This is a genomic window from Paenibacillus phoenicis, from assembly GCF_034718895.1.
In the GTDB taxonomy this organism is placed as follows: domain Bacteria; phylum Bacillota; class Bacilli; order Paenibacillales; family Paenibacillaceae; genus Fontibacillus; species Fontibacillus phoenicis.
This window is the reverse complement of record NZ_JAYERP010000001.1, coordinates 728641-740687: the sequence shown is the minus strand read 5'-3', so window position 1 is coordinate 740687 and position 12047 is coordinate 728641. Positions and strand designations below refer to the sequence as shown.

Below are 12047 nucleotides of genomic sequence, written 5' to 3'. Positions count from 1 at the left end.
TTTCTCTTAAGCAACGATGGGCTAGATCAAGCTCCCGCGATATTCTCTTCGCCGCGTAAGACAGGTCCACGCCAGATCAATGGCAAATAACAATAGTAGCGCCGGCCCAACCACCGGCCATACAGGAGAAACGCTTCGATAGGCCTGTTCCGCCAGCGGGTGCACCACTTTCAGCGTGAATACCGACAGAACGCCCCAATACAACGAAAACTTCAGACAAATATGGCCGCCAAGCTGGAAGCGCAACCCCGAATAATCCCACCATCTCCGACCAAACAACATCAGCAGCAAGCAGCCGCTAACTCCTTCCACTACGGTGGGGATGATTAAGCACAGCAATCCGGTAAGCAGTAGCCGGTGTCCTCCACCCACCTGGACAAGCCACAGCAACAGAACTGGGGCAACGCCGTACATCGGCTTAAACGGTCCTTTCATAAAACCTTCCTTCCAGAACTCGCCTTGCGTAAAAAGGTTGTACACATTTTCGAGCAGCCAGCCAAATAACGCATACAGCAGAAAGTAAAAAGCGATTTCTCCCGCCGTCAATCCACACCAGCCTCCTTTCTGCTAGTATGACTGTCCCTGTCCGGAAACATGCGCTACGCCGCCCTTACCTGAGCTTGATCCAACCTATAAAAAAAGCCCCCCGGAGAGTGAAGCCTTAAATCAGACTTCTCTCCCCAGGGGTCGGCTCTCTTCCCATCAGCCCTGCACCTGGATCTTCTTCAACGTCTGGACCCGTTCTTGAATTAGCGTAATAAATTCCCGTGCCGCCGCACCAAGGTATTTATCCTTCAGGTACACGATCCCTACCTTCCGGGTCAAAGAAGGATTCCGCAGCGGAAGGAGGCATAATTTTTCCAAATCGTACATTTCCAACAGCGTCTTGGACAGGATCGTTACGCCTGCGCCGGAACGGACTAGCTGCAGCAAGGAATCGATGGTGGTTGTTTCGATGTGGGGGTGCAGCGTAAACCCCTTGATTGCACAAGCCGCATCAACCAGTTGGCGGCAGCGATGCGTCTCGGGAAACATCACCACCGGCTCTTGATAGAGAGGAATGACCGCAAACCGTTCGTCTTCCTCCTGCAGGATCGTCACGGCAAAGTCCGCCTCCCCCGATACCAAGTATTCGACGACGTCTTCGACCCCCAGCAGTTTGAGGTGCAAGCGGGGATGCCGCGGGTAAAATTCACTTTAAACGGACTAACTTCTGCGACTGCATCCATCATTCGCCTTGGAAGGAATAAGCCCTTTCGCAGCAGCTTGACGGAACAACCCTTTTTCCGCACTTATTTAGCCGCCTCCATCGTTCACTTCACCCTTCTCTTTTTTCCGCCAATAAAGGGTTGACCTGAAATGCATTTCATCGATTAAAGTATCTTCAGATAATGAATCGGAACAATCGAGGTGAAGAACCGATGTATGGTTACGAGGAGACGATCGCTGAAATGGAACAGCGCCACGCCGCATGGCTCCAGCTCTTGGACCAATCAGCCGATCGGTTGGAGGAGGCGCTGCTGGAGCTGCCGGTGCCGCAGAACGTAAAGGCGTATGCCTACTTGCAGGGATTAACCCGGTTTCATAACTCGCTGCTTGCCTTGCGTTTGCTTGTCGTTTCCGGTTTCAGCGAGGAGGCAGCCGGTCTGTTGCGTCACATGACAGAAGCGGCGGCGATGGTAAGATACATCTCGATGAGCGGGGATTCGCAAGTATGGCCCCTCGTCGAGGAAGCGGGGTCTGTTCCTTGGGATCCAGCTGACGCCGCCAAACCGGATGGCGTTCCAAACCCGCGAACGCTTGCGGAGCAAGAAGACTGGTTTCCGCCGATTGGCCCCTCCCCGTTTGATGCAACCGACCTGCTTTCCAAGGGGTGCCGACTGGCTGAACTACTGCTGGAAACCCTCCCGGAATAAGGTCCTTATGGCGTTTCTACTGGAGGGTTCAGCGAGAAACCGTCACTTCGTGATATAGTAGAAAACAAGCATGTGACGTGCGTAAGCTGCTGGATCAGGGAGGTTTTAGTAGAAATCATGTTTAACCAAATTGTATGCGCGGACAACGTTGGGCTCGAAGCCTGGGCCTTCGAGGAATTGCAAAAGCACTCGAAACAGCCCATCCTTCGGTTTGACCACGATCCGCAAAGCAAAGACGAGTTAATGGAAAGGATCCAAGGAGCGGATTGTGTCTTGGTATCCTGGAGAACGAGAATCGATGATGAGGTGATCGCAAAGAGCCCTGCGATTCGATATATCGGAATGTGCTGCAGCCTGTATGATGAGCGGTCGGCCAACGTCGATATCCCTGCGGCAAGGGCCCGCGGCATCGAGGTTCGTGGCGTCCGGGATTACGGCGATGAAGGGGTTGCCGAATTCACTTTGAGCGAGCTCATCCGTTTGCTCAAAGGCTTGGGCCCGCACCAATGGCAAAGTGAACCGATTGAGCTGCAGCAGCGCAAGCTGGGGATCATCGGGATGGGCGCGACCGGCTAAATTTTAGCGCATCGGGCTTCCGCCTTCGGCATGCAAGTCCAATATTTCAGCCGGAGCCGCAAACCGGATTGCGAGCAGGCAGGGTATGCATATGCTCCGCTTCACGATCTGCTGCAAACCTCAGAAATCATCTCCATGCATTTGCCTAGAAACACCCAGCTCCTTGGGCCCGAAGATTCGCCGCTTTGGGGCATGGTAAAATTTTGGTGAATACCTCTCTGGGTGCACCATTTGATGCCGCTGCCTTTCGGGAATGGGTCCAAGCGAGCGGAAACTATGCGATTTTTGACGCGGACGGTGCCGGGGAGTTCAAAGCTGAGCTTCACCGCTACCCCCAAATCATCTATACCGCGAAAGTGTCGGGTTTTACCCGGGAAGCAAGGGGACGGTTATCCCATAAAGTACTGGACAATCTAACGGGGTATCTTAGCACGAACCCATGAAAAAACAGCCTCCCAACCGCTCCGAAGAGCGAGTTTGCGAGGCTGTTCTTTATAAGATGCGGTCGAGAGGACTCGAACCTCCACGGGGGGTTAGCCCACACGGACCTGAACCGTGCGCGTCTGCCAATTCCGCCACGACCGCATATATATGGGTTGATGCATCGTTTGCAGCAACAGAATTTATATTATCACTTATTTTTTAAAGAGTCAACAAAAAAATACCTAGTCCAACATGCAGATGATAGTTCAGAGGGGCTGGTATTAAGCTCTAACTCCCTTTATACTTGATACTTGAAAATATCCCGATGTATGAACTTGGAAATGGAGACCTTTATCGATGTTGACTCATTCCAATCCTTCAATTAAGAAGCAGATTTATGATCGAATTTCATTTCTCGGCACCGTCTCCAAAGCCGATTTAATGAACGAATTTCCGCTCACCCCCAGCAGCATGACGCGGTTCCTGGAGGAGATGACCTCCCGGGGGCTGCTCGTCATCTCCGGGCTGGGGAACTCGACCGGCGGCCGCAAGCCGATCCTGTTCCAGACCAATCCGAAGTATCGGTATATCTTGGGGCTGGAGATTTCCCGAATTTACTCGGTCCTCGGATTGTATGACATGCATTTGACCCCGTTGTCGCGGGCCCGCTGGAAAATGGACGAACACATGACGCCGGAGGTGCTGTCTGACCTTGTTGCCGACACCGCCAAGACGTTTCTTCAAGAGCACGGCATCACATCCGCCGACGTTCTGGGTCTCGGCATCGGGGCGGTGGGCCCGCTGGATCACCAAAACGGCATCATCCTCGAACCGGAGTGGTTCCCCGCACCTTACTGGAGCCATGTCCCGATCTGTGCCATGCTTGAAGAAAGGCTCGGAATCCCCGCCAAGCTTGACAACGGCGCCAACACAGCGCTGATCGGCGAACACTGGGCGCTGCGCTCGGATACAATCCGGCATGCCCTTTATGTGCATGTTGGCGTAAATATCCGTTCAGCCGCCATGTCGGAAGGCCGGATTCTCCGGGGCGCCGCCGATACCGAGGGAGCGATTGGGCAAATGATCATTCAGATGAATGGGCCAAAGCTCCGCAATAAAGGCAACTCCGGCGCGTTGGAAGCTTTTGTGTCCGTACCTGCGCTGGAAGATCGGGTACGTGCAGAGCTGAAAGCCGGCCGCAGCAGCGTGTTGTCCGGCCTAGCCCCGGAGCAGATCAACTTCGCCACCCTTGTGGACGCTTTGTCGCAGGATGATCCGCTGGTTAAGGAACAATTTCAGGAAACGGCCGTTTGCCTCGGAACCGGATTGGCCAATTTGATTAATGCTTTGCACCCCGAATACGTTGTGCTAGGCGGCCCTCTGATCAGCGCCCACCCGCTCGTCTTCGATACCGCGGTTGAGGTCGCCAAGCAAAATGCCTACCATTACCCCGAGTACAATCCGCTCTTTACCCAAGGGCAGCTGACTGAATCCGCCGTAGCCACGGGAGCCGCGCTGATGGTGCTGCAGCGTTGGTCAGGTGAATAAAGCTAAACCCAAAAGGCGTTGTTCGCACAACGCCTTTTATGTATTTAGAGCGCCTGCCCTCTCATCCCCTGCTGCTCCCGCTGCGATATTCACTAGGGGACATACCCGTGGATTTCTTAAACTGCCGCGAGAAGTACAAGGCATCGTTAAAACCAACAGAGGAAGCGATTTGGTCGATGGTTAACGGGCCGGCGAGCAGCTCCTTCGCTTTTTCGATCCTTACCTTCGTTAAATACTGCTTCGGCGACAGTCCTGTCCGGGCCTTGAAGGCGCTGAACAGATGGGCCCGATGGTACCCTAAATTGCGCGCCAGCTCTTCAATGCCGATTTGCTGCGGATATTGCAGCTGGAACCAACGGATCGCCTGCTCCACCTGCCGGTCGATCATTGCCGGCTCCTTCGCAGCGGAACGAGGCAGGTGTTCCCGGTTCGCAACCCCAAAATGATGAAGCAGCAGCGTCACCCAGCCTGCCGCCTCGAGGCTTTCCAAATGCGGGTGATCGCTTTGGCGGAACGATGATCGCAGGCGAGCGTAAAGCTCCCGTAATTCCTCCGGCTCCCCGGAGCTAACCACCGGTTTATCCGGCGTAATGCCGACATCCGCCAGCTGCCGAAGGCCCCCCGGTCCTCTTAACGCAACCCATGCGTAATGCCACGGATCTAGGGAATCCGCCTCGTAAGTGAACAATCCCTCTGGAAAAATGACAAAGGTATCCCCCGTCCGGCAAGAATATTCCTGTCCTCCCCAGGTATACGTCCCCTTCCCTTCAAACACCGTATGCAGCAAAAAATAGTCATGCACGGACGGCCCGATGCGATGGTTCGGGTGCGGCCGCCCTTGTCCGCTAAACAAGACCGTGATGTCCCGCTCCCGGTCATCAGGGTTCATATGGACTTCAAACAAGTCGTGCTCGGGAATCAATCACCACAACCTCCTGAAAGCATAATGGCCTGCTCTCCCTAGCGTAAGGGATGGCAGGCCAAAATACAACATTCCTCCATACTTCCCTTTCATTCCTCCATACCTTTCTTTCAGGTGGAGAGCTATATTGAGGAGGAAAAAGGAGGAGATCTAACATGTCCAAAATTACATTTATCGGGGCTGGAAGTACGGTATTCGCCAAAAACGTGTTAGGCGATTGCATGTTGACTCCCGCGTTGCAGGGCTTCGAGCTGGCTTTGTACGATATCGACCTGCAGCGCCTCAAAGATTCGGAGAACATGCTAAACAATCTGAAGCACAGCAGCGGCAGCACATGCGTCGTGAAAGCCTACACCGACCGGAAGGAAGCGCTGCGAGGGGCGAAATACGTGATCAACGCCATCCAGGTCGGCGGATACGATCCGTGTACGATTACGGATTTTGAGATTCCGAAGAAATACGGGCTGCGCCAAACGATCGCCGATACAGTGGGGATCGGCGGCATTTTCCGCAACCTGCGGACGATTCCTGTCATGCTGGACTTTGCCGCGGATATCCGTGAAGTTTGCCCGGACGCCTTATTCCTCAACTACACGAACCCGATGGCTGTGCTAACCAACGTCATGAATACGTATGGACAGGTCCGTACCGTTGGTCTCTGCCACAGCGTGCAGGTTTGCGTGCCAGGATTGTTCAGCAGCCTGGGGCTGGACGCTACAGGTGTTCAGGCGAAAATCGCGGGCATCAACCATATGGCTTGGCTGCTCGAAGTTACCCGGGACGGCGTTGACCTCTATCCCGAAATCAAACGCCTTGCGGCAGAGAAGCAAAAACAGCCGCATCATGATATGGTTCGGTTCGAATTGATGCTGAAATTTGGATACTACGTTACGGAATCATCCGAGCATAACGCCGAATATCATCCTTACTTCATCAAACGGAACTATCCTGAACTAATCGAACGTTTTCAAATTCCGCTGGATGAATACCCGCGCCGTTGCGTCGAGCAAATCTCGAATTGGGAGCGCATGCGCGAGGAGCTCGTCGGCAACCGGGAACTGACGCATGAGCGCACACACGAATATGCTTCGTACATCATGGAAGCCATTGAAACCAATGTCCCGTTCAAAATCGGCGGCAACGTCATGAATACGGGGCTGATTCCGAACCTCCCGGCCGAAGCCTGCGTGGAAGTTCCCTGCCTCGTGGATGCCAGCGGCGTAACTCCTACCTATGTTGGAAATCTGCCGCCGCAATGCGCTGCCTTAAACCGGACGAACATCAATACCCAGCTCTTGACGATCGAGGCGGCGATCACCCGCAAGAAGGAGCATATCTACCATGCCGCCATGCTGGATCCCCACACGTCCGCTGAGCTGTCCATCGACGATATTATCGCGATGTGTGATGACTTGATCGAAGCGCATGGGGATTGGCTGCCAACTTATCATTAATGGCGAGCCCCTCGTTATTTCACCGACCCGATCATCCCGGCCACAAAATGCTTCTGCATCACGAAGAAAACAATGGCCGTCGGGAGCGTCGAAATGACAATCGCCAGCATGATCAGCCCGTAATCCGGTGAATAGCTGGAACCCAGCGTGGAGATCAGCAGCGGCACCGTCTGCTTCTGAGGTGTTTGCAGCACGATCAGCGGCCACATATAGTTGTTCCAGCTGCTCATAAACGTGATAATCGCCGCTGCCGCATACGTTGTCTTCATCGTAGGCACATAAACGCGGAAGAACATCCCCAGCTCGGATAAACCGTCGATCCGGCCCGCTTCCAGCAGCTCCTTCGGGAACATCTTGGTGCTCTGGCGGAAGAAGAAGATCAGAAACGCTGTCGTCATCGTCGGCAGCACAACCGCGGCCAGCGTGTCGATACCGATCAAGGGCAATAGATTGGTAATTCGGCCGAACATGCGGTAGAGCGGCACCATCAAAGCCGCAAAAGGCAGCATCATCGACAGCAGCAGCACGTTAAATACCATGTCCTTCGCTTTGCTGCGGTAAATCTCGAAGCCATAACCCGCCAGTGAAGCGATCAGCAGGGCGAGCAGCGTCGTGGAGACGGAGACGGCCAGCGAATTCTTAAGCGCATTTAGGATATCAACGGAATCCAGCAGGTTGCGCAGGTTTGCCCCAAAATGGGAGCCCGGCAGCAGCTTGCCCCGGGTGACGTCCACCGACGGGTTTGTCGAGCTCACAATAATCCATAGAAACGGAAAAATCGAGACAAACGCCGCTACGGCAAGGAATACGTACATGGAAATTCGTTTGGCCGCCCTAAGCATCGCGATCACCTGCTACTTTAAACTGGATGATGGATAAGAGAACGATCATCACTACGATGGAATACGACACCGTTGCCGCATACCCGAAATTCGCCGAGTATTTAAACGATAGATTGTAAATGTATTGCGAGATCGTAGAACTGGCATTCCCGGGTCCGCCCTGCGTAATGTTCATCACTTCGTCGAACAGCTGCAGCGTGCCGATCGTCGAGGTGATCGAGGTAAATAAAATAATCGGCTTCAGGAGCGGAATCGTAATTCGGAAAAACTGTGTAACCGCCGACGCCCCGTCGATTTTGGCCGCTTCGTAAATCGTTGGCTCGATATTTTGAATCCCCGACAGGTAAAAAATCATGTTGTATCCGGTCCACCGCCAAGTAATAGCGATAATGATCGTCACCTTCGCCCAGAACGGGTCAGTGATCCAGGGGATCGGTTCGGATATGATGTGCAAATGCAGCAGCATCAGGTTAACCAGTCCGTCGCCTGCAAACAGGTATTTGAAAATCACCGAATAAGCGACCAACGACGTAATGCAGGGCAGGAAAATCGCCGTGCGGAAGAAGCCTTTCCACTTCAAATTCCGGTCGTTTAACACGACAGACAGTACCAACGCCAGCAATACCATGATGGGCACCTGTACGATCAGGTAGATCAACGTATTTTTGACCGCTGTCAGGAACATGGAGTCCGTGAACAACCGCCGGTAATTCCCCAGCCCGTGATAGGTCAGGTTCGAACCGGTGCCGGTTTGCAGCGACAGGAGAAAGGCTTGGATCATCGGATAAAAATAAAACCAAGCAATCATCAGCACAGCTACAATGACAAATGACCAACCGACAATCGAAGTTTTCCAGCGTAAGCGCAGCGCAGGCCCGGATGCTCTCATTGATTTCATCTCCTTCTCTTTGTAGTCCATAAGGCCGTCAGGAACCAACGAAACCTTGAACTTGGAACAGCCCAAGGTTGTCGTCGGTTCCTTCAAGCTTCGCTTATTGCAGCTGGGATTCGGCCTGGGCCTGGGCGTCGCGCATGACGCTGTCCACGTCTTTGCCGTTTAAGTAATTTTGGACTTCGATCACCAGAATGTCCTCAATCGCATAGGTGTGCAGGCCGTAATTGACCTTTGGCACTTCTTCCGTCCATTTGGCGAAATCGGCGTAAATCTTCTGGCCGCCAAAGAATTCGTCGGATCTATCATAAGCTGCACCGCTGGACGCTGCCTTCAGCGAACCAATCGCGCCGATCTTCTCCAGAAGCAGGGAGTAGAACTCGCTGTCCGAACCAAACGTTTCCGCCAGGAAATTCGCTGCCACGTCCTTACCATCCAGGTTCATTACGTACCAGGAGCTGCCGCCAAGGCTGGAGGCGTTCACCGATGCGGCGCTTCCCGCCAGCTTCGGCGTTGGGACAACCGCCCATTTACCGGATTGGGAAGCCTCGGCTTTGACGGACGGCGTAATCCAGTTACCGGTAGGCACTGTCGCCACATCCCCGTTGTTAAAGGCTGCCAGGAACTGGCTCCAGTCCGAATTCATCTTGACGATATTCGCATCAAACATCGCTTTGTACGTCTCCAGCGCTTCCTTGATCACCGGATTGTCTGCCAAATTTGGCGTTTTGCCGTCCTCCTTCAGATACCACTCTCCCGCCGACTGCGCCATCACCCGGATCAACCCGAGGTCGTTAGGGTCTTGGGTCAGCATGTCTTTGCCGGTGACTTCCTTGATCTTCTTGCCGATTTCGATGTATTGATTCCAATCGATATTCGTCACATCGTCCAAGGTATATCCCGCTTGCTCCAGGTAATCCGTCCGCACGTACAGCCCCGTCGCCCCGGAGTCAAACGGAACGCCGTATTGCTTGCCGTTATAGCTGGTCGGCCCGATTTTGTACTCGGCGAAATCCTCTGCTTTGATCACGTCGGACATATCGCGGAACGCATCAGGGTAAGCCTGCAGGAAGTTTTGCGCCCGGTAGTCTTCAATCAGCACGATGTTCGGCAGCCCTTTGGTCGTTCCCGAATTGAGCCCGGTGTTCAGCTTCTGAACGATATCGTCCTGCGCATATTCCACGATGTTCACCTTCACGTCCGGATGCTTCGCTTCGTAACGTTCTTTAGCCAGGTTCAATGCCGCAATGTTAAAGTTGGGATCCCAAGCCCAAACCGTAATTTCTTGGCTGCCTTGCGACTCCCCACCGCCGCTTCCTGCACCCGGATCGGCCGAATTGCCCGTATTCGCCGCATTCCCAGCGTTGCCGGAATTTCCGGAGCCTCCGGAACAAGCGGACACCACCAGCGTCAGCAGCAAGCTGGCAAGCAACACAATCAAGCTTTTTCTCATTTCGGTTCATCCCCCTCGTGTTTAATGATGGGCAGCGCTTTCAACCTTGAAGTAAGCGCTTCCTTTTATTCGCTTTTAGGATAGCATTGCGGTTGAACCGGCCGTTAGGAATATCTTTGTGTGGTTTGGTGATTTTCTTGTCCATGTTGGGAAGGCGCTTTAGCGACAGTAGTCTTTTCTTTGGAAAATGGGAAAATCTTTAGACCGCATCCCCGGTGACCTCCGCTTCCTCTATCAACGGGAGCACAATGCGAATTTGGGTCCCTTCTCCTTTGACACTGGAGATCTGCACACCGTAGGACTCTCCGTACAACAGCTTGATCCGGTGATTGACGTTCTGAATGCCGATGCCCGCAAGTTTCCGTCTCCGCCCCTTGGAAGTGTCCGGAACCGATTCCTCAAAGGTTCGTTGCTCCAGCATCAGCTCCTGCCCGCCATGATCCATCCCGTCCCCGTTGTCCGCCACTTCACAAACAAGCGAGTGCTCCGTTTTCGAGATCAGAATGTAGATCGTGCCTTCGGTTTTCACGTTAAACGCATGGAAAAAGGCGTTTTCGATAAACGGCTGAAGCATGAGCTTAGGGACCTTGCAATGCATGCAGTCAGGCGATACGAAATAGCTCACCTTGATTCGGTCACCGTACCGGACTTGTTTGATGAATACGTAGTTTTTCAAGTTCTCCAGTTCCTGCTCGATCGTGATCGTTTCGTTGGCATTGCTGATCGTATTTTGCAGCAAGGATATCAGCGCATTAATCGTCTCGGCGGCGGTCTCCTTATTGCCCTTCTGGACCAGCAGCTTGATCGAAGCCAGTGTATTGTACAAAAAATGCGGGTTGATCTGCCGCTGCAATGCGGCGAGTTCGGCGTTCCGCTGCTCCTTCTGCGTCTCCAACAGCCGCTGCACATAATCGTTCAGTTCGTCCAGCATATAGTTAAACGCCTTGCTGAGCTCTCTCACCTCATAGCTGCCGCTGACGGAGATATAATTGCGGAAATCCTTCTTCGTGATCGTCGACATCAGCCGAACCAAACGGGTTAACGACAGCGTCAACCGGCGTGATATGACGAACAGAACTAACAGCGCAACGCCAATGATGGTCAAGCAGATCAGCGCCACTTGGCGGATGTTGATAATCTGCCCGGCGGTGTACTGCCGGTCGATCAGATTTACCAGATAGAAGCGATAGGGCGGAAGCTCATTCGCCAGAATGATGGCATCTTGACCAAACGCTGTACCGTTTAAATAATCCAGCCGGTCGCGCTTCAGCGTCTCAACATCGCGCAGCAGCTCCGGCGACTTGCCGCCGATCAGCTCCGCGCGGTTGCTGGAGACAATGACGCCTGTCGGGTCGAGTACCAGGACATCGTTGCCGTTGCTGGTAAAGTTGGCAAAAAAACGCCGAAACTCTGATTCCCGAATCGCGATATAGAGCATCCCGTAACTAAGACCGCCGGTTCGGTCGACCAACGCTTTCGTAGCCACGATAAACCGTTCCTTGCCCGCTTTCCCGTCCCGTTCATCGTATTGGTACAGTACCCGCAGCGGCTCGGCCGCGGCTTGGCGGGTTAACGGATCATCGGCAAGATCCTGCGGAGACACCGGCCAATAGTTCGGATCGGTGGAATAGCTGCGCCCATTTACCCCGATAATGGTGACAGCCACGTCATATGCCCCCAGATTGGACGAGATTTGCTCCATCTGCTCCGCCATGCGGTAGTAGACCTTCGACATCGCCACCGAATTCGTATCCCCGCCGGTGAGATACGTCTTGACCGAGCCGCTTTGCGAGGCAAAAGTGACGGCGTTAACGACAGAGTCGTTAAATGATTCCAGTCCGGTATTGATCTGATTCAGCACCTTTCCATTGGTGATACTGAACGTCTCAGCGAACAGCCGCTCCGCCATACGGATGGTAATCAACGAGGTGAGCAGGCACACGGCAACAATACTGACCGTCATTACGACGAACAGCTTGGATATCAGGCGGCTGCGGCGAAATTTTTCGATCAGCTTCATC

Annotated in this window: 12 protein-coding genes, 1 tRNA gene and 1 pseudogene; 6 read left to right on the top strand and 8 right to left on the bottom strand. The window is 53.6% G+C overall.

The genetic code is table 11. From position 1 onward, the window contains the following. Positions 1-21: 21 nt before the first annotated feature. Both U9M73_RS03500 and U9M73_RS03495 read right to left on the bottom strand, forming a co-directional pair. Positions 22-546, bottom strand: a complete 525-nt coding sequence (locus tag U9M73_RS03500) for a putative ABC transporter permease (RefSeq protein WP_323076293.1) — start codon at positions 544-546, stop codon at positions 22-24. Between the two features lie 156 nt (positions 547-702). Beyond that, positions 703-1182 (bottom strand): annotated as a pseudogene (locus U9M73_RS03495) (LysR family transcriptional regulator substrate-binding protein); the annotation flags it as partial. A 239-nt stretch (positions 1183-1421) separates the two neighbouring features. Between U9M73_RS03495 and U9M73_RS03490 the strand changes: the two are divergent. From U9M73_RS03490 to U9M73_RS03480, 4 genes are all read left to right on the top strand, one after another. Next, on the top strand, positions 1422-1916 hold the full coding sequence (locus U9M73_RS03490) for a hypothetical protein (protein ID WP_036643696.1): 495 nt from the start codon (positions 1422-1424) through the stop codon (positions 1914-1916). Positions 1917-2033: 117 nt separating this feature from the next. Then, on the top strand, positions 2034-2492 hold the full coding sequence (locus U9M73_RS03485; protein ID WP_323076291.1) for a Rossmann-fold NAD(P)-binding domain-containing protein: 459 nt from the start codon (positions 2034-2036) through the stop codon (positions 2490-2492). Positions 2493-2522: 30 nt separating this feature from the next. Further along, on the top strand, positions 2523-2702 hold the full coding sequence (locus U9M73_RS22135; protein WP_407673876.1) for a hypothetical protein: 180 nt from the start codon (positions 2523-2525) through the stop codon (positions 2700-2702). Continuing rightward, positions 2696-2935 (top strand): Rossmann-fold NAD(P)-binding domain-containing protein, encoded by a 240-nt coding sequence (locus U9M73_RS03480; RefSeq protein ID WP_323076290.1) that lies wholly within the window; start codon positions 2696-2698, stop codon positions 2933-2935. The genes U9M73_RS22135 and U9M73_RS03480 overlap by 7 nt, the downstream gene beginning before the upstream one ends. Positions 2936-2992: 57 nt before the next feature. On the opposite strand, the gene U9M73_RS03475 is transcribed toward U9M73_RS03480, so the two are convergent. Then, a tRNA-Leu gene (locus U9M73_RS03475) sits at positions 2993-3077 on the bottom strand. A 195-nt stretch (positions 3078-3272) separates the two neighbouring features. Here U9M73_RS03475 and U9M73_RS03470 point away from each other — a divergent pair. Beyond that, positions 3273-4463 (top strand): ROK family protein, encoded by a 1191-nt coding sequence (locus U9M73_RS03470; protein WP_009222846.1) that lies wholly within the window; start codon positions 3273-3275, stop codon positions 4461-4463. Between the two features lie 61 nt (positions 4464-4524). On the opposite strand, the gene U9M73_RS03465 is transcribed toward U9M73_RS03470, so the two are convergent. Next, positions 4525-5385 carry an AraC family transcriptional regulator gene (locus U9M73_RS03465; RefSeq protein ID WP_323076289.1) on the bottom strand — a complete coding sequence of 287 codons (861 nt, stop codon included), beginning with the start codon at positions 5383-5385 and terminating at the stop codon, positions 4525-4527. A gap of 155 nt (positions 5386-5540) precedes the next feature. Here U9M73_RS03465 and melA point away from each other — a divergent pair, with 155 nt between their 5' ends. Next, positions 5541-6839, top strand: coding sequence for an alpha-glucosidase/alpha-galactosidase (gene melA, locus U9M73_RS03460; RefSeq protein WP_323076288.1), 1299 nt, complete (start codon positions 5541-5543; stop codon positions 6837-6839). A gap of 14 nt (positions 6840-6853) precedes the next feature. Here the strand turns inward: melA and U9M73_RS03455 are convergent, their stop codons facing one another. From U9M73_RS03455 to U9M73_RS03440, 4 genes are all read right to left on the bottom strand, one after another. Then, complete coding sequence (locus tag U9M73_RS03455; RefSeq protein WP_009222843.1) at positions 6854-7681, bottom strand: carbohydrate ABC transporter permease; 828 nt, start codon at positions 7679-7681, stop codon at positions 6854-6856. After that, entirely contained in the window at positions 7674-8570 is an 897-nt protein-coding gene (locus U9M73_RS03450; protein ID WP_083791393.1) for a carbohydrate ABC transporter permease, read from the bottom strand. Before U9M73_RS03450 ends, U9M73_RS03455 begins: the two co-directional genes overlap by 8 nt. A 103-nt stretch (positions 8571-8673) precedes the next feature. Further along, entirely contained in the window at positions 8674-10026 is a 1353-nt protein-coding gene (locus U9M73_RS03445) for an ABC transporter substrate-binding protein (RefSeq protein WP_323076287.1), read from the bottom strand. Positions 10027-10225: 199 nt separating this feature from the next. Beyond that, on the bottom strand, positions 10226-12046 hold the full coding sequence (locus U9M73_RS03440) for a cache domain-containing sensor histidine kinase (RefSeq protein WP_323076286.1): 1821 nt from the start codon (positions 12044-12046) through the stop codon (positions 10226-10228). Position 12047: the final 1 nt, after the last annotated feature.

What these genes read in the sequence shown, in the direction of transcription:
- U9M73_RS03490 (WP_036643696.1), top strand. Translation starts at nt 1,422, where the DNA reads ATGTATGGTTACGAGGAGACGATCGCTGAAATGGAACAGCGCCACGCC.
- U9M73_RS03485 (WP_323076291.1), top strand. Translation starts at nt 2,034, where the DNA reads ATGTTTAACCAAATTGTATGCGCGGACAACGTTGGGCTCGAAGCCTGG.
- U9M73_RS22135 (WP_407673876.1), top strand. Translation starts at nt 2,523, where the DNA reads ATGCAAGTCCAATATTTCAGCCGGAGCCGCAAACCGGATTGCGAGCAG.
- U9M73_RS03470 (WP_009222846.1), top strand. Translation starts at nt 3,273, where the DNA reads ATGTTGACTCATTCCAATCCTTCAATTAAGAAGCAGATTTATGATCGA.
- melA (WP_323076288.1), top strand. Translation starts at nt 5,541, where the DNA reads ATGTCCAAAATTACATTTATCGGGGCTGGAAGTACGGTATTCGCCAAA.
- U9M73_RS03455 (WP_009222843.1), bottom strand. Translation starts at nt 7,681, where the DNA reads ATGCTTAGGGCGGCCAAACGAATTTCCATGTACGTATTCCTTGCCGTA.
- U9M73_RS03450 (WP_083791393.1), bottom strand. Translation starts at nt 8,570, where the DNA reads ATGAGAGCATCCGGGCCTGCGCTGCGCTTACGCTGGAAAACTTCGATT.
- U9M73_RS03445 (WP_323076287.1), bottom strand. Translation starts at nt 10,026, where the DNA reads ATGAGAAAAAGCTTGATTGTGTTGCTTGCCAGCTTGCTGCTGACGCTG.
- U9M73_RS03440 (WP_323076286.1), bottom strand. Translation starts at nt 12,046, where the DNA reads ATGAAGCTGATCGAAAAATTTCGCCGCAGCCGCCTGATATCCAAGCTG.